Here is a 26,209-nt window from a genome sequence, read left to right as displayed (position 1 = left end):
CAGGGAAATGCGATCCCCTGTAGGAGCGGCCTTGTGCCGCGAAAGGGTCGCAAAGCGGCCCCAGCATTCTCGAACCGGAAATCAGCGCTTGCGCAGCACCACACTACCAATCGAATACCCCGCACCAAACGAACTCAGCACCCCCAGCGAACCCTTGGCCAGGTCATCCTGATACAGGTGGAAGGCAATCACCGACCCCGCCGAACTGGTGTTGGCATAGCGATCCAGAATCACCGGCGCATCTTCCTCGGCCACTTCACGCCCCAGCAGCTTCTTGACGATCAGGTGGTTCATGCTCAGGTTGGCCTGGTGCAGCCAGAAGCGCTTGACGTCCGACGGCTGCAGATCGTTCTCGGCCAGGTGCTGGCCGATCAGCTCGGCGACCATCGGGCAGACTTCCTTGAACACCTTGCGGCCTTCCTGCACGAACAGCTTGTCGCGGGCACCGATGCCCTCTTCCGCGGCGCGGTTGAGGAAGCCGAAGTTGTTGCGGATGTTGTTGGAGAACGCCGTCAGCAGCTTGGTGCTGACGATGTCGAACTGGTGTTCGGAGGTGGCCAGGTCGGCACGCTCGACCAGCACCGCGGTGGCGGCGTCGCCAAAGATGAAGTGGCTGTCGCGGTCACGGAAGTTCAGGTGGCCGGTGCAGATCTCCGGGTTGACTACCAGCACGGCGCGCGACTGACCCAGCTGCACGCTGTTGGCGGCGGTCTGGATACCGAAGGTGGCCGACGAGCAGGCCACGTTCATGTCGAAGGCGAAGCCCTGGATGCCCAGTGCCTGCTGCACTTCGATGGCGATGGCCGGGTACGGGCGCTGCAGGTTGGAACAGGCGACGATCACGCCGTCGACATCGGCGGCGCTGCGACCGGCACGCTCCAGGGCCTGGCGGGCGGCAGCCACGCCCATTTCGCAGAGGATCGACTGTTCGTCGTTGCCGCGCTCGGGCAGGCGCGGCTTCATGCGCTGCGGATCGAGAATACCGGCCTTGTCCATGACGAAGCGGCTCTTGATGCCCGAAGCCTTCTCGATGAAGGCGGCGTCGGACAGCGGCGCCGCCTCGACCTCGCCACGCTCGATGGCGGCGGCGTTGTCACGGTTGAATCGTTGTGCCCAGGCGTTGAAGGATTCCACCAGTTCTTCGTTGGAAATGCTTTGGGCCGGGGTGTACAGGCCGGTGCCGCTGATCACGACGTTGTGCACGGTCGTTCCTCTGTCAGAGGCCATCGCCAAACGGGCGCTGGCCGAAAAAAGGTCGATACTGGCACCTTGGTACCAGTTTGTAGGCGAGGGCTTTGCCCTCGTTCGCGGGTAAACCCGCTCCCACAGGGCATCGCCATGTTCAGAACCGGCGATAATCCTGTGGGAGCGGGCTCGCCCGCGAATGGGCCGCAAAGCGGCCCAAATTCCACCAAGTTTGCCACAACTCGGGGGGCTTAGGCTTCCACCTGACTCCACTGTTTGCTCAGTCGCTTGTCGGAAACCGGCACCTTCGTCCCCAGTTGCTGGGCAAACAACGACACCCGGTATTCCTCCAGCAGCCAGCGGTACAGGGTCAACTGCTCATCGCGCTTGCCTTCCTGGGCATGCTTGTCGGCGCGGGCCTGGTACTGCGCCCAGCAATTGGCCAGCTCGGCGCTCCACACCCGGTCCTTCTGCACCTGCGAACCCAGCTTCTCCAGGCGCAGTTCAATCGCCTTGAGATAACGCGGCAACTCCTTGAACCAGGCCCCCGGCGTTTCCCGCACGAAGCCCGGGTACACCAGGTTGGCCAGCTGCTGCTTGATGTCGTTGAGCGCCACCGCCTGGCTCAGGTCGATCTTGCCCTTGAAGCGCTTCTGCAAGCCATGCCACAGCTTCAGCACCTCCAGGGTCAGGCGGGCCAGGCGTTCGGCGTGCTCGGTCCAGTTGCCGCGCTTGCGTTCGGCCAGCGAGGCCAGGCCCGCGCCATCGCGCGGCAGTGGGTCTTCGCCTTCCAGCACACAACTGTCGAGGCTGGCCAGGAGGATATCCTCGACCAGTGCCTCGACCCGGCCCAGTTCACGGTACAGCAGCCCCAGCTCGGTCAGCCCCGGCAGCTTGCCGCGCAGGAACTTGGCCGGTTCCGCCAGCTGTTGCAGCAACAGGCGCTGCAAGGCGCGACGGTGCTGGAACTCGGCTTCGGCCTGGGTCGAGAAGCGTCCCTCGCGCACCGTGCCGTTGTCCTCGACCAGCGCCGGGTAGACCGTCATCGACAGCCCGGCGATCTTCTGCTGGGCGGTCTGCGCCACCTGCGCGAAGGCCTTGGCCTGTACCGGCTGCTCGGCCTTCTCGCTACGCGGCAGGGCCAGCGCCGCCTGGCTGGCGGCGGCGAAGCGGGCGGTCAGCTCGGCGAGGTCGCGGCCTTCGCCGAGGAACTTGCCCTGGGCGTCAACCACTTCGATGTTCATGCGCAGATGGCCTTCCACCAGCCCGGCCGCCTCCGCCCAGGCCTCGTCCGACACCCGCGCCCCGGTCATGCGCAGCAACTCCTGGCCCAGGGCCTGCGGCAATGCCCCCTGGCCGAACGCCAGGCGCGACAGGGCCGCCTTGACGAAGTCGGGCACCGGCACGAAGTTCTTGCGCAGGGCCTTGGGCAAGTTGCGCACCAGGGCGATGCACTTGGCCTCCAGCAGGCCGGGCACCAACCATTCCAGGCGCTCGCCCGGCAGGTTCGGCAACAACGGCGCCGGCACCCGCACGGTCACGCCGTCACGCGGATGGTTCGGCTCGAAGTGATAGCTCAGCGACAGGCGCAGCTCGCCCACCTGCAGGTGGTCCGGATACTGCGCGGCGGTGACCTCGCTGGCCTCGCGGGCGAGCACGTCCTCTTCGCGCATGATCAGCAGGTTCGGATCCTTCTGGCTGTTCATCCGGTACCAGCTGTCGAAGGTCGCGGTCTGGTGGATCTCTTCGGGCAGGCGCGCCTCGTAGAAGGCGTACAGCGTCTCCTCGTCGGCCAGAATATCGCGCCGACGGGCCTTGGCTTCCAGCTCGTCGAGCTGCTCGAGCAGGCGCTTGTTGGTCGCCAGGCACTTGGCCCGCGACTGGATCTCGCCACCGACCAGGCCGTCGCGGATGAACAGCTCGCGGGAAGTGATCGGGTCGATGGGGCCGAAATGCACCGGCCTGCGACCGACCAGGATCAGCCCGTAAAGGGTGATCTGCTCGTAGGCCACCACCTGGCCGCGCTTCTTCTCCCAGTGCGGTTCGAAGTGGTTCTTCTTGATCAGGTGGGTGGCCAGCGGCTCGATCCAGTCCGGCTCGATCTTGGCCACCATGCGCGCATACAGCTTGGTGGTCTCCACCAGTTCCGCGGCCATCACCCACTGCGGTCGCTTGCGACCGATGCCAGACGACGGGTGAACCCAGAAACGCCGCTGACGCGCGCCCTGATAGTCGCCCTCCTCGGTCTTCTGGCCGATCTGGCTGAGCAGGCCGCTGAGAATCGCCTTGTGCAGGGGCTGGTAGTCGCAGGCGTCCTTGTTGACCGTCAACTGCAGGTCGCGGCAGATCAGCGCCAGCTGGCGGTGGGCGTCGCGCCACTCGCGCAGGCGCAGGTAGTTGAGGAAGTTCTTGCGGCACCAGTTACGCAGCGGGCTAGCGGTCAGCGCCTGGCGCTGCTCCTCGAAACCGCGCCACAGGTTGACCAGCGCGGCGAAGTCGGAATCGACATCCTTCCACTGCGCGTGCGCCTGGTCGGCGGCCTGCTGGCGCTCCGGCGGGCGCTCGCGCGGGTCCTGCACCGACAGCGCGCTGGCGACGATCAGCACTTCCTGCAGGCTGCCCTGACGGGCTCCTTCGAGCAGCATGCGGCCCAAACGAGGATCGATCGGCAGGCGCGCCAGCTGGCGGCCCAGCGGCGTCAGCTGGTTCTCGCGGTTGACCGCCGATAGCTCCTGCAACAGGTTGAAGCCGTCGCTGATGGCCTTGCCATCCGGCGGCTCGATGAACGGGAAGGCGTCGATCGCGCCCAGGCGCAGGTGCAGCATCTGCAGGATCACCGCGGCCAGGTTGGTGCGCAGGATCTCCGGGTCGGTGAACGCCGGCCGGCCGTTGAAATCGTCCTCGCTGTAGAGGCGGATGCAGATGCCCGGCTCGACCCGGCCGCAGCGGCCTTTACGCTGGTTGGCGCTGGCCTGGGACACCGCCTCGATGGGCAGGCGCTGGACCTTGGCGCGGTAGCTGTAGCGGCTGATGCGCGCGGTGCCGCTGTCGATCACGTAGCGGATGCCCGGCACGGTCAGCGAGGTTTCGGCGACGTTGGTCGCCAGCACCACGCGCCGGCCGCTGTGGGACTGGAAGATCCGCTGCTGCTCGGCCGGCGACAGCCGCGCATACAGCGGCAGGATCTCGGTGTGGCGCAGCTGCGCCTTGCGCAGGATCTCGGCGGCGTCGCGAATCTCGCGTTCGCCGGGCAGGAACACCAACACATCGCCCGGGCCCTTGCCCTGGCTGCGTTCGTGCTGGGCGATCTCGTCGAGGCTGGCGAGGATCGCCTGGTCGACGGAAAGGTCCTCCTCGACCTGGTTGCCCTCCTCGTCGTGCTCGCTGGTCAGCGGCCGGTACCAGGTTTCCACCGGGTAGGTGCGCCCGGACACCTCGATGATCGGCGCGCCATCGAAGTGCTTGGAGAAGCGCTCCAGGTCGATGGTCGCCGAGGTGATGATCAGCTTCAGGTCCGGGCGGCGGTGCAGCAGGGTCTTGAGATAGCCGAGCAGGAAGTCGATGTTCAGGCTGCGCTCATGGGCCTCGTCGACGATGATCGTGTCGTAGCGCTCGAGGAAGCGGTCGTGCTGGGTCTCGGCCAGCAGGATGCCGTCGGTCATCAGCTTGACCAGGGTGTTCGAATCGCTCTGGTCCTCGAAGCGCACCTGGTAGCCGACCAGCGCCCCCAACGGCGTGCCCAGCTCTTCCGCAACCCGCGCCGCGACACTGCGCGCGGCGATCCGCCGGGGCTGGGTGTGGGCGATCAGGCCATGGCTGCCGCGGCCCAGCTCCAGGCAGATCTTCGGCAGCTGGGTGGTCTTGCCGGAACCGGTCTCGCCGGCGATCACCAGCACCTGGTGCTCGGCCAGGGCCTTCTTGATCTCGTCGCGCTTGGCGGCGATCGGCAGGCTGTCGTCGTAGCGAATGCTCGGCACGCTCTGCTGGCGCGCGGTGACCTGGGCGCAGGAGGCCTGGACCTTTTCCACCCACTGCGCGAGCTTGCCCTCGTCGGGGCGCTTGCGCAGCTCGTGCAATTGCCGGCGCAACCGATGGCGGTCGGCGATCATGGCGTGGTCGAGGTTCTTCAGCAGTTGGTCGATGGCGTGGTCTGTCATGGGGCTTTTTAATGATGCAGGCGAGTGCTGCTTTTTCATGATCGGCAGGCGTAAGAGGCGGGATTGTCGCAGATTTGCGAAATCGATGCTGCCTGTGCCCGCCGTTCAGTCGCGATCACGCTCGAAATAGCGGGAGCGCTTGAAAAACAACGGGGTAGCAATTGCCACGAAAAAAGCTGACCAGCCAATACCATCAAGTTGCAGGAACTGCTCTTCACCCAGTTGATTACAGGCGGTAATCCCCGTGACGTTGAAGACGATATAGAGAAGAAACCTGATGCACCTTGACCGGCATGCCCAGTCGACCAACGTGCCGACCACGAGGGCATAGCAAATACCATAAAGCACCCACATATCCGCTCCCCTTCAGATAATCAACATCAGGCTGCTGGATTGGGGACCAATACCGCCTTTCACGGTTGCTGTGCCCGCCGTTCAGTCGCGATCACGCTCGAAATAGCGGGAGCGCTTGAAAAGCAGCAGCGTTGCAACTGCATCACAAAGAATCCACCAGTACATCCCATCCAGCCGCAAGAATTCACGCTCGCCAAGTTGTGTGCACGCCGTTATGCCAGTTGCCATCAGCGCCACGCAGACGCAGCATCTGAGCGTTGCTGAGCGACATGCCCAGTCAAGCAATAGGCCGGCGACCAGCCCATAAAGGGTAAGAAGAAAGATCTCAGTCATGGCTACCCTTCAATCACATGATGAACATCAGGCTGGACGTCTGAGGACCTATGCCGCCGTGAACCTTGGCTGACAGCGACACCAGAACATCGCCCACGTGAAAGGTCGGTATTGAGCGCAGCATTGCCCAGCCAGCAACAACACTGACCGCCCCTCCAGTGATCGCCCCCACGGGCGTACCCGCCAGCGGGCCTGCAACACTTGCGCCTGCTTTACCTGCAAGCCAGCCGACTACAGTCGAAACCCTCTGCCTTTGCTGATTTAGGATGTCCCCTTGCTGTCGTGAAATCGGCCGAGATACTGCAACCGTCATATGGCAAGGCCGCTCCCCCGCCTGCATTCGGTCATAAAGCTCTGCCATCTTTTCAACGACCTGATAGTGCCCGGCATGCACGAATGGCAGCCCCGCCTGCCGGATCTGACAACATTCCCCTGGCTGGATGATGAACTCGCTGACATCGAAGATGATCGCGTGATGGGCGATTACCTGATAAGTCCTTTGCGCTTGCATGGCGATCCCTGACCATTCCTACAAAGAAAGGGACTTTCACCGCTGGCGCGCCACCTGCCAATTAGCCTAGGTCCGAGAAAACTGTGGGAAGCTTCCTAAGCTGCTGCGACGCGGCGAACAAACCTTGCCAATGTTTAGCTGCCACCGGAATGAACGTCGCCATTCACTGCTTTAATCAACCTTACAGGCCATGTGAGTATCCAGGGATGCTTCCCGACCCGATGATCGCCCGCCCGCTGCCCTACCCTTCGCTGCCGAAGGCCCGGGCCCGTGCCGGTGAAAATCCGCTGGTCCATATCATCCTGGCGTTCTGGGCGCTGTGGCACTGCCGCCACGCGCGCCCACCGGACACGTCGCTCACGCACTCCTGACCCGACCCGGCCGCCTTCTGGCCGATTGACTCAGCCTGACCGCTCGCCTGCGCGGCGGTCACGTGTGCCCCAGAGCGAATCCACCATGCACTTTGCCCCCGCAGAGCAAGCCAGGCGTTTCCTGGCCGACAACCCCGATATCGACCTGATCGAGCTGTTCCTCCTCGACGCCAACGGCGTGCCCCGCGGCAAGCTGCTGCACCGCGAGGAGCTGCTGGCGGTGTTCGAAAGCGGCCGCCCGCTGCCCAGCACCATCCTCGGCCTGACCCTCAACGGCGATGATGTCGAAGACTCCGGCCTGGTCTGGGACGTCGGCGACATCGACTGCCGCGCATACCCGCTGGACGGCAGCCTGGTGCGCCTGCCCTGGCGCCGGGTGCCGACCGCCGCCGTGCAGGTCAGCATGCACCCCAGCGAAGGCCTGCCGGCCAGCGTGGCCGATCCGCGCCATGTGCTGCTGCGGGTGATCGACGCGCTCAAGGCCGATGGTTTCCACCCGGTGATGGCCTGCGAGCTGGAGTTCTACCTGCTCGACCAGCAGCGCGACGCCCACGGCCGACCGCAACCGGCGCTGGATAGCGACGGCGGACGCCCACGCGGGACCCAGGTGTATGGCCTGCGCGAGCTGGAGCAGATCGAACCCTTCCTTGCCGACCTCTATGCCGCCTGCAAGGCCCAGGGCATCCCGGCCCGCACGGCGATCTCCGAATACGCCCCCGGCCAGGTGGAGATCACCCTGGAGCACGGTGACGCGCTCCAGGCGATGGACCAGGCCGTGCGCTACAAGCGTCTGGTCAAGGGTATCGCCAACGCCCACGGCATGCAGGCCTGCTTCATGGCCAAGCCGTTCGCCCAGCTGGCCGGCACCGGCATGCACATGCACCTGAGCCTGGCCGACGCCGCCGGCAACAACCTGTTCGCCAGCGAAGACAAGGCCGGCACCCCGCTGCTGCGCCAGGCGGTGGCCGGCATGCTGCGTCACCTGCGTGAATCGCTGCTGTTGTTCTGCCCCAACGCCAACTCGTTCCGCCGCTTCCAGGCCAACAGCTATGCGCCGCTGGCACCGACCTGGGGCGTGGACAACCGCACCGTCAGCCTGCGCGTACCCGGTGGCCCGGCCAACAGCCGGCATATCGAGCACCGCATCTGCGGCGCCGACGCCAACCCCTACCTGGCCGCCGCCGCGATCCTCGCCGCCACCCACCAGGGCATCCGTGAACAACTCGATCCCGGCGCCCCGGTCGAGGGCAACGGCTATGCCCAGGCCGGCGAACACCTGCCCACCGACTGGCTAACCGTCCTCGAGGCCTTGGAAAATTCGAGCTGGGCCCGGGAGGCGCTGGGCGAGGCCTTCCTCGGCGTCTACCTCAAGGTCAAGCGCGCCGAGTACCGCCAGTTCATGGCCGAGGTCGGCGAGCAGGACTGGCGCTGGTACCTGCACCAGGCCTGATGCCCACAAGATTACAAGAAGGAACAAGCATGAACGCAGCAGTGAACAACGGCCCGGCCCAGCGCGCGCCGTCCTATTACAGCGCCACCCTCAACGACACGACCGAGTACCCCACGCTCAAGGGCACGGTGCAGGTCGACGTGGCGATCATCGGCGGCGGCTTCACCGGCGTGGCCACCGCCGTGGAACTGGCCGAGCGCGGCCTGAAAGTGGCCATCGTCGAGACCAACCGCATCGGCTGGGGCGCCAGCGGGCGCAACGGCGGCCAGGTCACCGGCAGCCTGTCGGGCGACGAGGCCATGCGCACGCAGATGCGCGACCGGCTGGGCGCCGAGGTGGACGACTTCATCTGGCAGCTGCGCTGGCGCGGCCACCAGATCATCGAGCAGCGCGTCGAACGCTACGGCATCCAGTGCGACCTCAAGCACGGCCACCTGCACGCGGCGATGAAACCGTCGCACATGAACGAACTGCGCGCCTTCGAGGCCGAGGCCCAGCGCCGCGGCATGGGCGACCAGGTGCAACTGCTCGATCGCAGCGCCATGCAACGCCACCTGCAGAGCCCGCTGTACCTCGGCGCGCTGAAGAACCGCCGCAACCTGCACCTGCACCCGCTCAACCTGTGCCTGGGCGAGGCCCGCGCCGCCCACGGGCTGGGTGCGCTGGTGTTCGAAAACTCCGAGGTGCTGGAGATCGTCCACGGCCCGCGCCCGGCGGTGGTCACCGCCCGGGGACGGATCGAGGCACGCCAGGTGATGCTGGCGGGCGATGTGTATCACAAGCTGGAAAAACGCCAGCTCAAGGGCAAGATCTTCCCGGCCATGGGTGGCATCGTCACCACCGCGCCGCTGGGCGAGCTGGCCGAGCAGATCAACCCGCAGGACCTGGCGGTGTACGACTGCCGTTTCGTCCTCGACTACTACCGCCTGACCGCCGACAAGCGCCTGCTGTTCGGCGGCGGCGCCAACTACTCCGGGCGCGACTCGCGGGACATCGAAGGCGAGCTGCGCCCGTGCATCGAGCGCACCTTCCCGGCGCTCAAGGGCGTGCCGATCGAGTTCCAGTGGAGCTGCGCCATGGGCATCGTGGTCAACCGCATCCCGCAGCTGGGCAAGCTGTCGGACAACGTCTGGTACTGCCAGGGGTATTCCGGGCATGGCATCGCCACCAGCCACATCATGGGCGAGATCATGGCCGAGGCGCTGACCGGGACGCTGGAGAAGTTCGATACCTTTGCCGGGTGCCGGCACATCAAGGTACCGATGGGCGACCTGCTGGGCAATCCGCTGCTGGCGGCGGGGATGTGGTATTACCAGATGCTGGAAAAGCTGCGCTGAGCCTTAAGTCTGCGCAACCTCCCTGTGTAGGAGCGGCCTTGTGCCGCGAAAGGGCGGCAAAGCAGCCCCGGGATTTCAGCGACAATGCATCAATCGATGGGGGTGCTTCGCACCCCTTTCGCGGCACAAGGCCGCTCGTACATCGATCGCGCACGCTGGGGATCAGGCGATCTTCTTCAGACCTTGCTTCTTCAGCTCTTCGTCGCGCAGCTCGCGGCGCAGGATCTTGCCGACGTTGGTGGTCGGCAGCGCGTCGCGGAACTCGATGGCCTTGGGCACCTTGTAGCCGGTGACGTTGGCGCGCATGTGCTCCATCACCTGCTCCTTGGTCAGGGTCATGCCCGGCTTGACCACGATGAACACCTTGATCACCTCGCCGGACTTCTCGTCCGGGATGCCGATGGCCGCGCATTGCAGCACGCCCGGCAGCGCGGCGAGCACATCTTCGAGCTCGTTGGGGTACACGTTGAAGCCGGACACCAGGATCATGTCCTTCTTGCGGTCGACGATGCGCATGTAGCCGTCCGGCTGGATCAGGGCGATGTCGCCGGTCTTCAGCCAGCCGTTGCTGTCGATGATTTCGGCGGTGGCGTCTTCACGCTGCCAGTAGCCCTTCATCACCTGCGGCCCCTTGATGCACAGCTCGCCCACCTCGCCCAGGGGCAGCTCCTGGCCGTTGTCGTCGATGATCTTGCACAGGGTGGACGGCACCGGGATGCCAATGGTCCCCAGCTGGTTGGCCGAAGTCGGGTTGACCGCCGCCACCGGGCTGGTCTCGGTCATGCCGTAGCCTTCGCAGATGGCGCAGCCGGTCACCGTCTTCCAGCGCTCGGCCACGCTCTGTTGCAAGGCCATGCCGCCGGACAGGGTGATCTTCAGCGCCGAGAAGTCGAGGTTGCGGAACGTCTCGTTGTTGCACAGGGCAACGAACAGCGTGTTGAGGCCGACGAAACCGCTGAACTTCCACTTGCCCAGTTCCTTGACCATGGCCGGCAGGTCGCGCGGGTTGCTGATCAGCACGTTGTGGTTGCCGATGAGCATCATGGCCATGCAATGGAAGGTGAAGGCGTAGATGTGGTACAGCGGCAGCGGGGTGATGAGGATCTCGCAACCTTCGTGCAGGTTCGAGCCCATCAGCGCGCGGCACTGCAGCATGTTGGCGACCAGGTTGCGGTGGGTGAGCATCGCGCCCTTGGCAACGCCGGTGGTACCGCCGGTGTACTGCAGCACGGCGACATCGCCGGACTGCGGGTTGGCCTCGGTCACCGCGCCGCCCTTGCCCAGCGCCAGGGCGTCGTTGAAGCGCACGGCGCCCGGCAGGTGGTAGGCCGGCACCATTTTCTTCACGTACTTGATGACGCTGTTGATCAACAGGCGCTTGAGAGGTGGCAACAGGTCGGCCACTTCGGTCACAATGACGTGTTTGACCTGGGTCTTGGGCACCACCTTTTCCGCCAGGTGCGCCATGTTGGCCAGGCATACCAGGGCCTTGGCCCCGGAGTCGTTGAACTGGTGCTCCAGCTCCCGCGCGGTGTACAGCGGGTTGGTGTTGACCACGATCAGGCCGGCACGCATGGCGCCGAACACGGCAACGGGATACTGCAGGACGTTGGGCAGCTGGACCGCGATGCGATCACCCGGCTTCAGGTCGGTGTGCTGTTGCAGCCAGGCGGCGAAGGCGCCGGACAGGGTGTACAGCTCGCCGTAGGTGATGGTCTTGCCCAGGTTGCTAAAGGCAGGTTTGTCGGCAAAGCGTTGGCAGGATTGCTTGAGTACCGCCTGGATATTGGGGAATTCGTCAGGATTGATGTCCGCCGTGACCCCGGCTGGGTACTTATCCTTCCAAAAATGTTCGATCATGGAAGCCCGCTCCTTCAGCAACAGCGAATTCGGTACGCGTCGATGCGCTTATTATTGATATGAGAGGCCGGCTCATTGCAAACCGGATCCTCTGAAAGCGCGCCGAGAGTAACAGCTTTGCAAGGGGTCGCCTAGAGGCCGAAATGGGCCGACAGGTCACGAAAATGACTCAATGAACAATGCAGGTCATTTTTAGAGTAATTATACAAAATGTCGCGAATCCGCCTGAAAGCCCTGCCCTAGAGAGGGCCTGCGGGAACGGCGTTGCGTCGATCCCACAGGATTGGATTAGCCACCGTCAGGCGATGTCGCGCAACTCCCGGCGCAGGATCTTGCCCACCGGGGTCATCGGCAGCGATTCGCGCAACACGATGTGCTTGGGCACCTTGTAGCCAGTGAAGTTGGTCTTGCAGAACGCCTTGAGCTCATCGACGCTCACCCCACCCGCGCGCGGCACCACGAACAGCTTCACCGCCTCGCCGGTGCGCTCGTCCGGCACGCCGATCACCGCGCAGCTGGCCACCTGCGGATGGCCCATCACCACGTCCTCGATCTCGTTGGGATACACGTTGAAGCCCGAGACGATGATCATGTCCTTCTTGCGGTCGACGATGCGGGTGAAACCGTCCGGATCGATGACAGCGATGTCGCCAGTCTTCAGCCAGCCTTCGGCATCCAGCACCTGGGTGGTGGCCTCTACCTGCTGCCAGTAGCCCTTCATCACCTGCGGCCCCTTGATGCACAGCTCGCCACGCTCGCCCAGCGGCTGCTCGTGGCCCTCATCGTCGATCACCTTGAACGCGGTGCCGGGCACCGGGAGCCCCACGGTCCCCAGGCGCGCCAGCTGGCCATAGGGGTTGGTGCTGGCCGCCGGCGAGGTTTCGGTCAGGCCGTAGCCTTCGACAATGCGGCAACCGGTGAGGGCCTCCCAGCGTTCGGCGGTGGCCTTGACCAACGCGGTGCCGCCGGAATTGGTGATCTTCAGCGCGGAGAAATCCAGCGACTTGAAGCCCGGGTTGTCCATCAGCGCGACGAACAGCGTGTTCAAGCCCACCAGCGCCGAGAACCGCCACTTGCCCAGCTCCTTGATGAAGCCGGGGATATCGCGGGGGTTGGTGATCAGCACGTTGTGGTTGCCGGTCACCATCATGCACATGCAGTTCGCGGTGAAGGCATAGATGTGGTACAGCGGCAGCGGCGCGATCATCACCTCCTGCCCTTCCTTGATCAGTGGCTGGCCATCGGGGCCGTGCTGGCCGAAGCAGGCCAGCACCTGGAGCATGTTGGCCACCAGGTTGCCGTGGGTGAGCATGGCGCCCTTGGCCAGCCCGGTGGTGCCACCGGTGTACTGCAGCACCGCAATGTTTTCCAGGGTCTGCGCCACCGGTTTGTGGGTAAGCCCGCGCCCCTGGCGCAGCACCTGCTTGAACGACACGGCCTGGGGCAACTGGTAGGCCGGCACCATCTTCTTCAGCTTGTCGACCACGGTATTGACCAGCCAGCCCTTGGCCGTCGGCAGCAGGTCGCTCATCTTCGCCTCGATCAGGTATTCGATGCCGGTGTCCGGCAGCACCTCCTGCACGCGCTTGCCGAACATGTTCAGGTACACCAGGGCACGGGCGCCGGAGTCCTTGAACTGATGACGCATCTCGCGCTCGGTGTACAGCGGGTTGGTGTTGACCACGATCAGGCCGGCACGCATGGCGCCAAACACCGCGATGGGGTATTGCAGGACATTGGGCATCTGCACCGCGATGCGGTCGCCCGGCACCAGTTCGGTGTGCTGCTGCAGCCAGGCGGCAAAGGCCGCGGAATGGCGTTCGAGATCGGCATAGCTCAGGGTGACGCCGAGGTTGCTGTACGCCGGACGGTCGGCGAAACGCTTGCAGCAGCGCTCGAAGACGTCGACGACGGATGTGTAGGCATTCATGTCAATGGTGGAAGGTACGCCCGCCGGGCGCTTGTCGTTCCAGAAATCGGCTTGCATTTATTGTTGTTCCTCTGCCGGGACATCCCTGACCTGATCGCCGGCTGGCAAAAAGGTGTTCAGCCGACGTTAGCAGCTCTGTCGAGGGTGGCAAATACGCCAAGTGCCGCCATTAACATTGTGAATCTCTTTTCTGTCCTTCCTGCAATCGATGGCTTTGCGCATACACTGTTGGGCAACCTTCGCGCGCAAGGACCCGCCATGCCCCACGACGCCTTCTGGCTCCCCGCCAGCGAGCATTGCAGCCTTTATGTCCACCAATGGCTGCCGGCCACACCGGTCAAGGCCGTGGTGCTGCTGGCCCATGGCATGGCCGAGCATGCCGGGCGCTACCAGCGCCTGGGCCATGCGCTCAACGCGGCCGGCTACGGGCTGCTCGCCCCCGACCTGCGCGGCCACGGCCGCACCGCCGAGCTGGGCAGCCTGGGCCTGTTCGCCCGGCAAAATGGCTGGAATGCCGTGCTCAACGACCTGGGCCTGCTGGCCCAGCACATCGGCCAGCAGTTTCCGGGGACCCCGCTGTTTCTGTTCGGCCACAGCATGGGCAGCTACATCGCCCAGGCCTACCTGCTGCACCACAGCGCCAGCCTGCAGGGCGCGATCCTCAGCGGCTCGAACTTCCAGCCGGTGGCGCTGTACCGCGCGGCGCGCCAGATCGCCCGTCTCGAGGCCTGGCGCCAGGGCCCGCTGGGCAAGAGCGCGCTGATCGACTGGCTGTCGTTCGGCTCGTTCAACAAGGCGTTCAAGCCCAACCGCACCGCCTTCGACTGGCTCAGCCGCGATGCCGCGGAGGTGGACAAGTACATCGCCGATCCGCTGTGCGGCTTTCGCTGCAGCAACCAGCTGTGGCTCGACCTGCTGCAAGGGCTGGCGCAGATCAGTCAGAAGAAGAACCTGGCGCAGATCGATCCGAACCTGCCGATCTTGGTGCTGGGCGGCGAATGTGATCCGGTGAGTGCCGGCAAGCGTCTCACCCATCTGGCCGACGCCCTGCGCGCGACCGGCAACCGTCATGTACAGTTGCGCATCTACCCCGGCGCACGCCACGAAGTGCTCAACGAAACCCATCGCGACGAGGTCACCGCCGAGATCATCGGCTGGCTGGAGCAGGCGCTGGCCCTTGGCCGACCCGCCCGCAGTGAATGATCGGCAGCCTCGCCCGCCCAACAAGGAAGCCCCTGATGACCCAGGTCACCAACACGCCTTACGAAGCCCTCGAAGTCGGCCAGAAAGCTGAATACAAGAAGTCCGTGGCAGAACGCGACATCCAGCTGTTCGCCGCCATGTCCGGTGACCACAACCCGGTGCACCTGGATGCCGAGTTCGCCGCCAAGAGCATGTTCAAGGAGCGCATCGCCCACGGCATGTTCAGCGGCGCGCTGATCAGCGCTGCGGTGGCCTGCACCCTGCCCGGCCCGGGCACCATCTACCTGGGCCAGCAGATGAGCTTCCAGAAACCGGTGAAGATCGGCGACGAGCTGACCGTGCGCCTGGAAATCCTCGAGAAGCTGCCCAAGTTCAAGGTGCGCATCGCTACCAACGTGTACAACCAGAACGACGAACTGGTGGTCGCCGGCGAAGCCGAGATCCTCGCGCCGCGCAAGCAGCAGACCGTCGAGCTGGTGAGCCCGCCGGAGTTCGTTGCCAGCTGAGATGCGCACGGTCACTGTAGGAGCGGCCTTGTGCCGCGAAAGGACTGCCCAGCAGTCCCTGGATTACGCATAGATCGCCGGGGCTGCTACGCAGCCCTTTCGCGGCACGAGGCCGCTCCTACAGTGAGGCGCTTAGCCCAGCTCGCGCAAACGCCGCTCGATATGCCGGCGTTCCGGCCCCTGCCGGGTCAACGTCAGCGCCTGCTGCCAGGCCTCGCGGGCCTGCGCGGTATTGCCCAGTTGCCGATGCAGTTCGGCACGCGCGGCATGGGCCAGGTGATAATCGCCCAGCTCGCCCCGTTCGAGTATCGCCTCGACCGCCCGCAACCCGACCTGCGCGCCATCGCGCCGGGCCAGTGCCGCCGCCCGGTTCAGCTCCACCACCGGTGACGGCCAGTGACGCTGCAGCACATCGTACAGGCCGACGATCTCGTCCCAATCGGTGGCCTCGGCGCTGGGTGCTTCGGCATGCAGCGCGGCAATCGCCGCCTGCACGCTGTAGGGGCCGAACTCCCGGCCGCTCAGTGCCTGGCGCACCAACTGGCTGCCCTCCTCTATCTGTGCCCGGTCCCACAGGCTCCGGTCCTGTTCGTCGAGCAGCACCAGCTCACCGTCGGTATCGCTGCGCGCGTTCTGCCGCGAGGCCTGCAACAGCATCAGCGCCAACAGCCCCAGCACTTCGGCATCCGGCAACAACTGCGCCAGCAACCGGCCCAGGCGGATTGCTTCATCGGTCAGCGCACGCGTAGTCACATCCTCGCCCGACGACGCCGAATAGCCCTCGTTGAACACCAGGTAGATCACCCGCAGCACGCTCTCCAGCCGCTCCGGCAACTCGCCCAGCTCCGGTACCTGGTAGGGAATCTGCGCGTCGCGGATCTTGGCCTTGGCGCGCACGATGCGCTGGGCGATGGTCGCCGGGCTCTGCAGGAAGGCGCGGGCGATCTGCTCGGTGGTCAGGTCGCAGACCTCGCGCAGCGTCAGCGGCACCTGGGCATCGAAGGCCAGGGCCGGGTGGCAGCAGGTGAAAATCAGGCGCAGCCGATCGTCGACCAGCAGCTCCTGCTCGCCCGGGTCCTGGGCCTCGCCCTCCAGCAGCATGATCAGGTCCGCCTGGGAGCGGTCGAAACGGGCACGCCGACGCAAGGCGTCGATGGCCTTGAAACGGCCAGCGGAGACCAGCCAGGCCCGCGGATTGTCCGGGATGCCATCGCGCTGCCAGCGCTCGACGGCAATGAAGAAGGCGTCATGCAGGGCCTCCTCGGCCAGGTCGAAGTCTCCCAGCAGGCGGATCAGGGTGGCCAGGATGCGCCGGGAGTCGCGGCGGTAGACCGCCGCAACTTCATCACGGATTTGCCCTTCGCTGTTCATCAGCCAGGCGATACCTGGGTCATCATGGCTCTCCATTCACGTCAGGGTTGCAACTCTCGCACTGGGCGCACCTCGACGCTGCCAACCCGCGCCGCAGGAATCCCCTTGGCGATGTTCAACGCTTCATTGAGGTCGCGTGCATCGACCAGGTAGAAACCGGCCAACTGCTCCTTGGTTTCGGCGAATGGGCCATCGGTCAGGCTCATGCGCCCGGCGCGTACGCGCACCGTGGTGGCCGTCTGCACGGGCTTGAGCGCCTCGGCGGCGATCATCCGCCCGGAGCCCTGGATGGACTCGGCGTAGGCCATGCATTCGGCGTCCTCGGGGCTGTCGGGCAGGCTGTGCAACAGCGCTTCATCACAATAGACCAGGCACAGGTATTTCATGATCGTCTCCGGGGCAAGGTGGCGATAGGCGGTCGAGAGCGTTCAGGGTTTGAGATCGAACAGCGCTTTTTGCGTTTCCATGTCGAACGGTGCCGACCAGTGTTCATGGATGACCTGCCAATGGCCGCCGCTGCGCCGGTAGCCGACAGTGGCGCGCATGAAACCGCACTGGCTCTCATCGTCGGACGGGCCACAGCGGTTGAGCCAGTGGGCCAGGCCAAGGTCGCCGTCGGCGTGCACGGTCAGTTGCGCCAACTCGAACACCATCGGCCCGGTGCACATGCCCATGCACATTTCCCAATGGGCGCGGTAAGCGGCCTTGCCCTTGAATTGCAGGGCCTGGATTGCGTCGAAGGCAAGAATGTCGTCGGCGTAAGGGGCGACGATACGGTCCACGTCACGCTCGCGCACGGCTTGCATCCACTGCTCGATCAGTTGCTTCAGTTCACGCTCGGCTGCAGCGTTCATCGGTGTTTCCTCCGAAGATTCATCAGGGTTGGTGGTGACGCTTTCAACACTGGTCGAACGGGAAAACGGCAAATCGACAACTGCCCGGAAATTTTCAGTTGAGGGGCGCGACCTGTTTGAGGAAGTACACGACACGCTCGGTCTCGGCAAAGCCCAGGGCCGCATGCATCCGTTGGCTGCCTAGGTTGTCCAGGGCCGCGTCCGAGGCCAGTTCTCGGCAACCTTTGCCGGCGGCCCACCGCTCGACAGCCGCGATCAGCTGGCGGGCCACGCCCTGGCCGCGCGAGGCCTGTTCGACGAAGATGCCTTCGAGATACGCCACCGCCGATGTGTTGCTGCCATTTACATAGTCATGGCGCACCGACGCCTCGGCCAGCCCATGCACCCTGCCCTGCTCGTCATACGCCAGCAGGGCCACGAAGGTTGCGGGGCTGCCGGCGATATCGGCCATTTCCGCCAGGTGGTCAGTTGCCGTACTGTCGGGCCACAAGGCACTGCGCAAGTGCAGCCAAACCGGGCTGCTCGGGTCGGTGCAGGGATGGATAATTGCCACTTCAGGGAACTCCCCAGACTCAAACGGGTGTAGACAAGATGAACTCACGATAACCGGAGAGAATCACATACACCGCGAAGTAACAGAAAATGGCCGCCGACAGCAGGTAGGACCACGTCAGCAGCCGGTCCCCAAGCAAGCGCCCACCATGGCTGGCGATGCCGCAGAGCGACACGCACCAGGCCAACCCGGCGGCGAAGAAACCGCCGAGGAACAGACCCGCGTCCAGCAGGCTACCGCCACCGGACCTGGAGATCAGCACCCCACCCACCGCCGCGAACCAGAGGATTGCGCTGGGCGATGACATGGCCAGGAAGATCCCGCGCAGGAACTCGCGCCAGCCCGACTCCACCACCACCTCGCCCCGCGACTCCAGATGCCCACCGCGCCAAGCCGCCAGCAGCATCTTCACGGCAAACCACACCAGCAGTGCCGAACCGCCCAGCCACAGGGTCCAGCGCACGGCCTCGAACTGCAGTAACACAGCCATCCCGGCCAGTGCAGCGATAGCGTAGATTAGGTCGCCAACACAGGTCCCCAGGCCCAGCCAGAAGCCCTGGAGAAAGCCGCGCTGCATGGCCAGGGTGATCATCGCGATATTGGCCATGCCAATGTCCAGGCACAGGGAAAGGCTGAGGAGAAAACCGTTGGAAAAAGGCATGCAGCACTCGGAGCAGGGAAAAGGAAACGCCATTCAACCGTGGCCAGGCCACAGGCGTATAGGAAAAATTTGCGCCCGCTCAGGCCATTGCCGCCTGCTCGAAGACCTCGTCGGCCCATTGGTTGAGACTCTTGCCGGCAGCCCTAGCGGCGATGCTCGCGGCGGCGTGGACCTCGGGCCGGATGCGCAACATGACCTTGCCGGAGGCCGGCTTCTCCGGGGCGATACCTTGTTCGGCACAGTCGGCCAGGTAGTCGTCGAGTGCCTCGCGGAACGCCTCGTGCAACGCGGGCACAGAGCGGGCGTGGAAGCTGATGATATCGCGCAGGCCGAGTACGCGGCCGACGAAAATGTCATCACGCGCGTCGTACTCGATACGGGCGGCGTACCCTTTGTATCGCATGCAGCTCATGGTCGGACTCCCGCCCGCAGCAGGAATTCGCGGGCTTCTTCTATCTGATATCGCCTGGCCTCCTTGCCAGGATGTGGGCGATGACACCGCCAGCACTGCCCAGCCAGCAGGATCTTGACCCTGGATCCCTGGCGTTCGTGCACCTGGCCGCCAAGGTGCAGCACCAGGGCCTCGATCTCGGCAAACGGCAATGTAGGCGTGGTCGGTGTTCTGAAGATGCACTCCAGAATCTTGCGATATCGAGTGTTCATTGGAAAATGCTATCAAATAAAGATAGCACCTCCACTGTCAACATTCATTCAGGATTTTTCATTCCCCATCAGCACTTGCGCATAACGCCCACGATCCACATTGGCGCCACTGAGCACCACCGCGACACGCTTGCCGGCCTGACGCCCACGCTCCTGCATCAGCGCGGCCAGGGCAGCGGCACCGGCACCCTCGGCGGTGTTGTGGGTGGTTTCGTGATAGAGGCGCATGGCCTCGGCGATCTCGTCGTCGCTCACCCGCACGATGCGTGCGGCATGTTCGCGCACCAGGGCGAAGGCATCGGGGTGCGGCACGCGGCAAGCCATGCCGTCGGCGAAAGTGTCGGCGCTGGCGGTGGTGACGATGCGCCCCCGCTCGAAGCTCTGGGCATAGGCGTCCGCCGCACTGGAGACCACGCCGACGATCTCGGTGTCCAGCCCCAGCAGGTTGCGCGCCTGGATCAGCCCGCAGATGCCCGAGCCCATGCCGATCGGCACATACACGCAATCCAGGTCGGCCACCGCCTCGAACAGCTCCAGCGCATAGGTGGCCACGCCGCGCACCAGTTCCGGGTGGAACGATGGGACCATCTGGTAGCCGCGTTCCTCGGCCAGGCGCGCGGCCTCTTCACGGGCAACGTCGAAGTCCACGCCATGCTCCACCAGTTCCGCGCCCAGGGCGCGCATAGCGGCGTTCTTCTCTCGCGAGTTGCCTTCAGGCACCACGATCACCAGCGGCAAGCCCGCCTGGCGCGCCGCCAGGGCCATGCTCTGGCCATGATTGCCGCGGGTGGCGGTGACCAGCCCGCGGGGGACCTCGCCACTGGCCAGCAGGGAACGCACATAGACCAGCCCACCACGCACCTTGAAGGCACCGGTGGGGGCATGGTTCTCGTGCTTGACCCAGAGCTGGCAACCCAGCCGCTCGGCCAGCAGCGGCCAGGCATGCTGCGGGGTCGGCGGGACGTGCTGGTGAACAAAGGCGGCGGCTTCACGCAGGGCGGGCAAGTCGAACATGGCGATCTTCCTTCATCGGTAGGGCTTGATCCGATCCTAAGCGCCGGCCATTGTATGGGTCCAAAGATATATTGCATGGGTAGCAATTTCGTGTGGATTCCCTCCCTGCCAGACAACAACCAGCCGCGCTACCTGGCGCTGGTCGAGGCCATCGCCGGCGCCATCGAACAGGGTGAGCTGAAAGCCGGTGAGCGCCTGCCACCCCAGCGTCGCCTGGCCTGGGCGCTGGGCCTGAACCCGAGCACCACGCAACAGGCTTACCGCGAAGCTGCCGCGCGACACTTGGTGTCCGGAGAGGTGGGACGCGGCACCTATGTGCTGGCCAGCAGCAAGGAGGCAACGCTGTTTCGCCTCAAGCTGCCAGACCGTCAGCATCAGGTGATTGACCTGTCGACCAACGTGCCGGTGGCCGACCCGCACAATCTTGACCTCGAGCACAGCCTGCGTCGGTTGCTCGAACAGGGTGAAACCGCCCTGCTCGACCATTACCTGGGGCCGGAGCAACTGCTGCTGGGGCGAATCCAGGGCACTCGCTGGTTGGCCAATCGTGGCCTGGCCCTGAGGCCCGAGGAGGTGCTGCTCTGCGGTGGCGCCCAACAGGCCTTGCTCCTGGTACTGCAGTCGCTGTGCCAGGCAGGCGAGCCGGTGATGGTCGAAGCGCTGACCGCCCCGGGCATCAAGGCGGCCTGTCGACAGCTGCGCCTGCCGGTGCAGGGGGTGGCCCTGGATGAACAGGGTTTGCGCCCGGACGACCTGGACCGCGTCGTGCGGGCCAGTGGCGCGCGAGTACTGGTGACCACCCCAACCCTGCACAATCCGACCGGGGCCTGCATGGGCGAGGCCCGGCGCCAGGCACTGGCGGAAGTCGCCAAACGCCACGACTTGCTGGTGATCGAGGATGACGTGTACGGCGCCTTGACTGATCGACCACCTCTCTACCCTTTGCTCGAAGGCCGCGGCGTGCTGATCAGCAGCTTGTCCAAGACCGTGGCCGCCGGCCTGCGCCTGGGCTGGATCGTGGCGCGGCCAGCGTTGCTGGAGCAGATCGATCCTTATGCCCAGGCCACCCATTGGTCGGTGTCGCCGTTGAACCTGTACATCGCTTGCCAATGGATTGCGGACGGGACCGCCGCACGGCGACTGGCCTGGCAGCGGGAGGAACTGGCCGAGCGTTGGCGCCTGGCGCGGGCGTTGCTGGGCAATGCACTGCCGGTGGACGGCGTGCCTTCGCCCCATGCCTGGCTGGCCACGCCTGGGGAGGCCGAGGCGCTGGTTGCCCGGTGTCGGGCGCAAGGGGTGGAGATCGTGCCGGCCAGCGTGTTCGCGGTGGGCACGGAGCGTGTGCGGGCGGTGCGGGTCAGCCTGTCGGCGGCGCACAGCCGGGCGCAGTTGAAGCGGGGGCTGGAACTCGTCCGGGATCTACACCTGCCCCTGTAGGAGCGGCCTTGTGCCGCGAAAGGGCCGCAAAGCGGCCCCGCGATCTTTTGCGCCAACACTGCTGGGGCTGCTACGCAGCCCTTTCGCGGCACAAGGCCGCTCCTACAGGGATTGTGCACGGCTCAATTCAGCCGGCAACCCTCACCCAAGGCGCGGTACTGAAGAGTGTGCACCTGTCCCTGATGGTCCTCGTAGGTCATGGTGGCGGGCACCACTTCACAGACGTTGGGGATCGTCGACAGGCTGATCACGCGCTTGATGTCGAGGTTGGTGGAATAGTCGTACTGCTCGACCACGGGTTGGGTATCTGCGGTCTTGACCTGGTCCGCGAAGGCGAGCGAGGACATACCGACCAATGCAAGAATCAGTAAGGCTTTCATGGATAACGACCTTGATGGCTATCAAGCTGATCGCGTGACTTCTGATGCCGTCAATGGCGCGGAGAAGTTGTCATCGACTGCGAAGATGACACGAAGTACCGATCCCGCTTTATCGTACTGCCGGGGGGATGAGTGAAAGTCTACTCCGCAGCCGGAATAGTTGAACCCCGGAGTCGGATATTCACCCTTGCCGGATTTGCAACAATCTGCGACAAAGCACCGCCATTTTTCCTGCACAGGCCCTGTCGCGGGACAAGCCCGCTCCTACAGGGTTTATGCGACCTTGTGGGAGCGGGCTTGCCCCGCGATCAGCCACACAGCGTGAGCCACACATGCCGCCCCTGACCTGCACCCGCCTGCCCCCAATCCAGCGCCGCCTGCTGGAGCAGTTCTATCGCCAGCATGGCTCGCGCATGCGCGCCGCCGGTGACGGCGAGCAGTGGGTGGCGCGCAGCGTTGAAATCGTCGGAGGGATGAGCTTGTCACAAGTCGAGGGCGGCCACTGGCTGACCGGCCTGTTCGTCGCTCCGCAATGGCGTGGCCAGCAGATCGCTTCACAGTTGCTGGAAGCCGCGTTGGGCGCTGCCACCTCCCCGACCTGGCTGTTCTGCCATCCGGACCTGACGCCCTTCTACCAGCGCCTGGCCTTCACCCCGGCCACCACGCTGCCCGAAGCCCTTGCCTCGCGCCTTGCCCGTTACCAGCGCAGCAAGGTCCTGGTGGCGCTGGTGCGGGATCAGTCGTCGGCCACATCGAGCCCGGGGAACAGCACGTCGGTATAGCCGAACTTGCTGAAGTCCTGGATACGCGAGGGGTACAACCGGCCGATCAGGTGGTCGCACTCATGCTGCACCACCCGCGCATGAAAACCATCGGCAAAGCGGTTGATCGGGTTGCCCTGCGGGTCGATGCCCGAATAGCTGATGTGCTTGTAGCGCGGCACCACGCCGCGCAGGCCCGGCACCGACAGGCAGCCTTCCCAGCCGTCCTCGACCTCCGTGGCCAGCGGCGTGATCACTGGGTTGAGCAGGATGGTCCGCGGCACCGGCTCGGCGTCCGGGTAGCGCTCGCTGCGCTCGAAGCCGAAGATCACCAGCTGCAGGTCGATGCCGATCTGCGGGGCGGCCAGGCCGACGCCACCGACATGGGCCATGGTTTCGAACATGTCGTCGATCAGTTGCTTGAGCTCGAGGCTGCCGAGCATGTGCTCGGGCACGGGCGGGGCGATGCGCAGCAGCCGTTCGTCGCCCATCTTGAGAATTTCGCGGATCATCAGGTATTCGGCTCGCGGGTCTGGGGTTCGGGAGTAACCGGGTGCTCATGGCCGAGCACGGTGATGCTCTGTTGTGGATTGTCCTCGGCGAACTCCTTCTCGCCGGGGTTCTTGCCCTCGGCGGACATGTGCTCGATCACCGCGTTCATCTCGGCCCCCAGCAGCAGCACGGCGGCAGAGATATAGAAGTACAGCAGCAGCACGATGATCGCCCCGATACTGCCATACATGGCGTTGTAGTCGGCAAAGGTCTTCACGTAGTAGGCAAAGCCCAGTGACGCGATGATCCACACCACCACCGCCAGCACCGAGCCTGGGGTGATGAAGCGGAATTTCTGCTTCACATCGGGCATGACGTAGTAGATCAGCGCCACCGCCACCATCATCAGGATGATGATCGCCGGCCAGCGCAGGATGGTCCAGACGACCACCACCGCCTCTTCCAGGCCCACCTGGGAGGCGATCCACCCCATGACCTGCGGCCCCAGCACCATCAGCGCGGCAGCCGCCAGGAGCATGCCGGCGACGCCGACGGTGTAGATGATCGACAGCGGGATACGCTTCCACACCGGCCGCCCTTCTGGCACGTCGTAGGCGGCATTCATCGCGCTCATCATCAGGCGCACACCCGCCGAGGCGGTCCACAGGGCGATCACGATACCCACCGACAGCAATCCGCCCTTGGACTGCTGCAACTGGTCGATCACCGGGTTGACCTGCTCCAGAGCCTGGGGCGGCAGCACCAGCTCGGACTGCAGGCGCAGCCAGGAGAAGAAGTCCGGCAGGTGCAGGAAACCGATCAGGGCAATCAGGAACAGCAGGAACGGGAACAGCGAGAACAGCATCTGGTAGGCCAGCGCGGAGGCATAGGTGGACATCTCGTCGTCGAGGAACTCCTTGACGGTGCGCACCAGCACGCGGTGCAGGGGCAGGCCGCGCAGGTCGGGGAAAATCATAGCGTCTCCTTTCGCCGCTTGATCGGGGTGGCAATGCAACAAGTCTAATAGACCAGGCGGCGAGCGTGCTGTTCGCGGGCGTGTTGCCGAACGCACAACGCAATCGCGGGGCAAGCCCGCTCCCACCGAGTGAGAACGCACTGCCCCGCGACAATGCCACTGCGATCAAGGCTTCTTCACGGCATCCTTGACCTTGCCCACGGCCTGCTGCGCCTCGCCCTTCAATTCCTGGGCCTTGCCCTCGGCGCGCAGCCTGTCGTTGTCGGTCACCTTGCCGACGCCTTGCTTGATGTTGCCCACGGCCTCGTTGGCCAGGCCTTTCGCTTTATCCTTGGTGCCGCTCATGGGATGTCTCCTTGCCGGAAAGACACGGGAAATCGTGTCGACACCTGATCGACCCACGGCCATCGGCAGGAGTTTCAATTAGTTTGCCTGGACCCAGCCCAACGGCTTCGCGCTTTCCGTGTGGGAGCGGCGGCGCGCCGATGCGACTTGCCCCGCGATGAGCCCACCCGCACAATATCAGGCCAATCTAGCGTCAACCCGCAGGAACCTGCATGAAACTCGACAAACCCACCGCCATCGCTCGCCGTAACGAAGCGCTGACCCGGCCGGTGCTCAACCGCGACAACACCCTGTTCGCCATCCTCGACAAGAAGCGCAACCTGTGGTGGTTCGAGGTGCCGGTGGCGCTGCTGCGCAAAGGCCAGCCCGACTGGGTCAACCTGCTGCTGCACACCCCGGAAACCGACGAACTGCAACACCTGAAGGTACCGACCAATTTCCTGCGCGCTCACCAGGAGCAGATGGAAGTGCGCAACGCCGGCAAACGCCGCTCGACCATCAGCCTGGCCCTGAGCGCCGACCGCGACTCGCTGCTGCGCGACAGCCGCCCGGGTGGCGAGCAGCTGGACTTCAGCACTTTCGTGCAGGCCTGATCAGGCCCGCTCGATGCGATCGTCATGGATGACGATCCGGCCCTGCTTGAACAGAGCGCCGATGGCTTTCTTGAAGTTGCCCTTGCTGACATTGAACATCTGGCTGATCAGCGCCGGATCGCTCTTGTCGCACACCGCCAGCACGCCGCCATTGGCCTCCAGGCGCTGCATGATCTGCTCGGGCAAACCGTCGGCCAGGGCCTGGCCCACCGGCTGCAGGCTCAGGGCGATCTTGCCGTCGGCGCGCACCTCCTTGATGAAGCCCTTCTCGTGCATGCCCGAACGCAGGAACTTGAACACTTCGTTCTTGTGGATCAGGCCCCAGTGGCGGTTGTTGATGATCGCCTTGAAGCCCATCGGCGTCTCGCCGGCCACCAGCAGCTCGACCGGCTGGCCGACCTGGTAGTCCACCGGGGTGCGGTCGAGGTAGCGGTCCAGCTTGGCGGTGGCGGTGATGCGCCGGGTGCGTTTGTCCAGGTAGGCGTGGACCACGCAGTAGTCACCGATCTTCAGTGGCCGGGACTCTTCCGAGTAAGGCATCAGCAGGTCCTTGGACAGGCCCCAGTCGAGGAAGATGCCCGCGCCGTTGATGTCCTTGACCTTGAGGCTGGCGAACTCGCCCACCTGCATCTTCGGCTTTTCGGTGGTGGCGATCAGCTGGTCCTCGCTGTCGAGGTAGATGAACACGTTGAGCCAGTCGTCCAGCTCGAGTTCGGCATCCTTGGGGAAGTAGCGCCGTGGCAGGAGGATCTCGCCGTCGGCGCCGCCGTCCAGGTACAGGCCGAATTCCACGTGTTTCACGATTTGCAAACTGTTGTAACGCCCAAGCAGAGCCATTTCCGAAGATCCTCAAGACAAGGCGGCTATTCTAACACTTGACCCGCCCGTCCGCCCGAGCGCGCATGCGCCGGA

The 26,209-nt window shown here is 64.7% G+C and carries 27 protein-coding genes; 7 read left to right on the top strand and 20 right to left on the bottom strand.

The window, feature by feature from the left end:
* Positions 1 to 81: 81 nt before the first annotated feature.
* The 5 genes from K2O50_RS06940 to K2O50_RS06920 all read right to left on the bottom strand — a co-directional run bounded on the left by K2O50_RS06940 (position 82) and on the right by K2O50_RS06920 (position 6,540).
* On the bottom strand, positions 82 to 1,203 hold the full coding sequence (locus K2O50_RS06940) for a beta-ketoacyl-ACP synthase III (protein WP_050706804.1): 1,122 nt from the start codon (positions 1,201 to 1,203) through the stop codon (positions 82 to 84).
* Between the two features lie 233 nt (positions 1,204 to 1,436).
* Complete coding sequence (gene hrpA / locus K2O50_RS06935) at positions 1,437 to 5,342, bottom strand: ATP-dependent RNA helicase HrpA (protein ID WP_050706805.1); 3,906 nt, start codon at positions 5,340 to 5,342, stop codon at positions 1,437 to 1,439.
* Between the two features lie 105 nt (positions 5,343 to 5,447).
* Positions 5,448 to 5,696, bottom strand: a complete 249-nt coding sequence (locus tag K2O50_RS06930; protein WP_050706806.1) for a hypothetical protein — start codon at positions 5,694 to 5,696, stop codon at positions 5,448 to 5,450.
* An 81-nt stretch (positions 5,697 to 5,777) separates the two neighbouring features.
* Positions 5,778 to 6,029: a hypothetical protein gene (locus K2O50_RS06925; protein ID WP_050706807.1), complete on the bottom strand. Its 252-nt coding sequence runs from the start codon at positions 6,027 to 6,029 to the stop codon at positions 5,778 to 5,780.
* Between the two features lie 13 nt (positions 6,030 to 6,042).
* Positions 6,043 to 6,540: a hypothetical protein gene (locus K2O50_RS06920; protein WP_050706808.1), complete on the bottom strand. Its 498-nt coding sequence runs from the start codon at positions 6,538 to 6,540 to the stop codon at positions 6,043 to 6,045.
* 456 nt (positions 6,541 to 6,996) lie between these two features.
* Here K2O50_RS06920 and K2O50_RS06915 point away from each other — a divergent pair, with 456 nt between their 5' ends.
* Positions 6,997 to 8,361 carry a glutamine synthetase family protein gene (locus K2O50_RS06915; protein ID WP_050706809.1) on the top strand — a complete coding sequence of 455 codons (1,365 nt, stop codon included), beginning with the start codon at positions 6,997 to 6,999 and terminating at the stop codon, positions 8,359 to 8,361.
* A gap of 29 nt (positions 8,362 to 8,390) precedes the next feature.
* Complete coding sequence (locus K2O50_RS06910; RefSeq protein WP_050706810.1) at positions 8,391 to 9,698, top strand: FAD-binding oxidoreductase; 1,308 nt, start codon at positions 8,391 to 8,393, stop codon at positions 9,696 to 9,698.
* A 162-nt stretch (positions 9,699 to 9,860) separates the two neighbouring features.
* Here the strand turns inward: K2O50_RS06910 and fadD1 are convergent, their stop codons facing one another.
* Complete coding sequence (gene fadD1 / locus K2O50_RS06905; RefSeq protein ID WP_028693064.1) at positions 9,861 to 11,558, bottom strand: long-chain-fatty-acid--CoA ligase FadD1; 1,698 nt, start codon at positions 11,556 to 11,558, stop codon at positions 9,861 to 9,863.
* 298 nt (positions 11,559 to 11,856) lie between these two features.
* Positions 11,857 to 13,545, bottom strand: coding sequence for a long-chain-fatty-acid--CoA ligase FadD2 (fadD2, locus tag K2O50_RS06900; protein ID WP_220689981.1), 1,689 nt, complete (start codon positions 13,543 to 13,545; stop codon positions 11,857 to 11,859).
* Between the two features lie 201 nt (positions 13,546 to 13,746).
* On the opposite strand from fadD2, the gene K2O50_RS06895 reads away from it, so the two are divergent.
* Both K2O50_RS06895 and K2O50_RS06890 read left to right on the top strand, forming a co-directional pair.
* Positions 13,747 to 14,691: an alpha/beta hydrolase gene (locus K2O50_RS06895; RefSeq protein WP_050706812.1), complete on the top strand. Its 945-nt coding sequence runs from the start codon at positions 13,747 to 13,749 to the stop codon at positions 14,689 to 14,691.
* A gap of 35 nt (positions 14,692 to 14,726) precedes the next feature.
* On the top strand, positions 14,727 to 15,197 hold the full coding sequence (locus K2O50_RS06890) for a MaoC family dehydratase (protein WP_028693061.1): 471 nt from the start codon (positions 14,727 to 14,729) through the stop codon (positions 15,195 to 15,197).
* A 132-nt stretch (positions 15,198 to 15,329) separates the two neighbouring features.
* Here K2O50_RS06890 and K2O50_RS06885 read toward each other — a convergent pair whose 3' ends face one another.
* From K2O50_RS06885 to K2O50_RS06850, 8 genes are all read right to left on the bottom strand, one after another.
* Complete coding sequence (locus tag K2O50_RS06885; protein WP_050706828.1) at positions 15,330 to 16,568, bottom strand: RNA polymerase sigma factor; 1,239 nt, start codon at positions 16,566 to 16,568, stop codon at positions 15,330 to 15,332.
* A 41-nt stretch (positions 16,569 to 16,609) separates the two neighbouring features.
* Positions 16,610 to 16,954, bottom strand: a complete 345-nt coding sequence (locus K2O50_RS06880) for a YciI family protein (RefSeq protein ID WP_028693059.1) — start codon at positions 16,952 to 16,954, stop codon at positions 16,610 to 16,612.
* Between the two features lie 42 nt (positions 16,955 to 16,996).
* Positions 16,997 to 17,422, bottom strand: a complete 426-nt coding sequence (locus K2O50_RS06875; protein ID WP_050706813.1) for a nuclear transport factor 2 family protein — start codon at positions 17,420 to 17,422, stop codon at positions 16,997 to 16,999.
* Between the two features lie 94 nt (positions 17,423 to 17,516).
* Positions 17,517 to 17,969, bottom strand: a complete 453-nt coding sequence (gene aac(6'), locus K2O50_RS06870) for an aminoglycoside 6'-N-acetyltransferase (protein WP_050706829.1) — start codon at positions 17,967 to 17,969, stop codon at positions 17,517 to 17,519.
* Between the two features lie 25 nt (positions 17,970 to 17,994).
* Positions 17,995 to 18,636: a LysE family translocator gene (locus K2O50_RS06865; RefSeq protein ID WP_050706814.1), complete on the bottom strand. Its 642-nt coding sequence runs from the start codon at positions 18,634 to 18,636 to the stop codon at positions 17,995 to 17,997.
* A gap of 79 nt (positions 18,637 to 18,715) precedes the next feature.
* Positions 18,716 to 19,048 carry a type II toxin-antitoxin system HicB family antitoxin gene (locus K2O50_RS06860; RefSeq protein WP_050706815.1) on the bottom strand — a complete coding sequence of 111 codons (333 nt, stop codon included), beginning with the start codon at positions 19,046 to 19,048 and terminating at the stop codon, positions 18,716 to 18,718.
* Positions 19,045 to 19,299 carry a type II toxin-antitoxin system HicA family toxin gene (locus K2O50_RS06855; RefSeq protein ID WP_082337818.1) on the bottom strand — a complete coding sequence of 85 codons (255 nt, stop codon included), beginning with the start codon at positions 19,297 to 19,299 and terminating at the stop codon, positions 19,045 to 19,047. Before K2O50_RS06855 ends, K2O50_RS06860 begins: the two co-directional genes overlap by 4 nt.
* A gap of 48 nt (positions 19,300 to 19,347) precedes the next feature.
* A complete protein-coding gene (locus K2O50_RS06850) occupies positions 19,348 to 20,313 on the bottom strand; it encodes a threonine dehydratase (protein WP_050706816.1) in 966 nt (321 codons plus the stop codon).
* A gap of 75 nt (positions 20,314 to 20,388) precedes the next feature.
* Between K2O50_RS06850 and K2O50_RS06845 the strand changes: the two genes are divergently transcribed.
* A complete protein-coding gene (locus tag K2O50_RS06845) occupies positions 20,389 to 21,750 on the top strand; it encodes a PLP-dependent aminotransferase family protein (protein WP_156329666.1) in 1,362 nt (453 codons plus the stop codon).
* Positions 21,751 to 21,872: 122 nt separating this feature from the next.
* Here the strand turns inward: K2O50_RS06845 and K2O50_RS06840 are convergent, their stop codons facing one another.
* Positions 21,873 to 22,130, bottom strand: coding sequence for a DUF2790 domain-containing protein (locus K2O50_RS06840; protein ID WP_028693053.1), 258 nt, complete (start codon positions 22,128 to 22,130; stop codon positions 21,873 to 21,875).
* Positions 22,131 to 22,462: 332 nt separating this feature from the next.
* Here K2O50_RS06840 and K2O50_RS06835 point away from each other — a divergent pair, with 332 nt between their 5' ends.
* A complete protein-coding gene (locus K2O50_RS06835; RefSeq protein ID WP_082337819.1) occupies positions 22,463 to 22,912 on the top strand; it encodes a GNAT family N-acetyltransferase in 450 nt (149 codons plus the stop codon).
* On the opposite strand, the gene def is transcribed toward K2O50_RS06835, so the two are convergent.
* From def to K2O50_RS06820, 3 genes are all read right to left on the bottom strand, one after another.
* The gene (gene def / locus K2O50_RS06830) at positions 22,867 to 23,403 is read right to left on the bottom strand and encodes a peptide deformylase (protein WP_050706817.1); all 537 of its coding nucleotides are present in this window, start codon (positions 23,401 to 23,403) and stop codon (positions 22,867 to 22,869) included. The genes K2O50_RS06835 and def overlap by 46 nt on opposite strands.
* Positions 23,403 to 24,359: a YihY/virulence factor BrkB family protein gene (locus K2O50_RS06825; protein ID WP_050706818.1), complete on the bottom strand. Its 957-nt coding sequence runs from the start codon at positions 24,357 to 24,359 to the stop codon at positions 23,403 to 23,405. Before K2O50_RS06825 ends, def begins: the two co-directional genes overlap by 1 nt.
* Positions 24,360 to 24,524: 165 nt before the next feature.
* Positions 24,525 to 24,704, bottom strand: coding sequence for a CsbD family protein (locus tag K2O50_RS06820; protein ID WP_050706819.1), 180 nt, complete (start codon positions 24,702 to 24,704; stop codon positions 24,525 to 24,527).
* Between the two features lie 212 nt (positions 24,705 to 24,916).
* On the opposite strand from K2O50_RS06820, the gene K2O50_RS06815 reads away from it, so the two are divergent.
* Positions 24,917 to 25,297 (top strand): hypothetical protein, encoded by a 381-nt coding sequence (locus K2O50_RS06815; protein WP_050706820.1) that lies wholly within the window; start codon positions 24,917 to 24,919, stop codon positions 25,295 to 25,297.
* On the opposite strand, the gene K2O50_RS06810 is transcribed toward K2O50_RS06815, so the two are convergent.
* Positions 25,298 to 26,134: a S1 RNA-binding domain-containing protein gene (locus tag K2O50_RS06810; RefSeq protein WP_028693048.1), complete on the bottom strand. Its 837-nt coding sequence runs from the start codon at positions 26,132 to 26,134 to the stop codon at positions 25,298 to 25,300.
* Positions 26,135 to 26,209 lie beyond the last annotated feature (75 nt).

Source organism: Pseudomonas sp. 2hn, assembly GCF_019646095.1.
GTDB lineage: Bacteria > Pseudomonadota > Gammaproteobacteria > Pseudomonadales > Pseudomonadaceae > Aquipseudomonas > Aquipseudomonas peradeniyensis.
The sequence above is the reverse complement of the archived record's forward strand: the minus strand, read 5'-3'. Positions and strand labels throughout refer to the sequence as shown.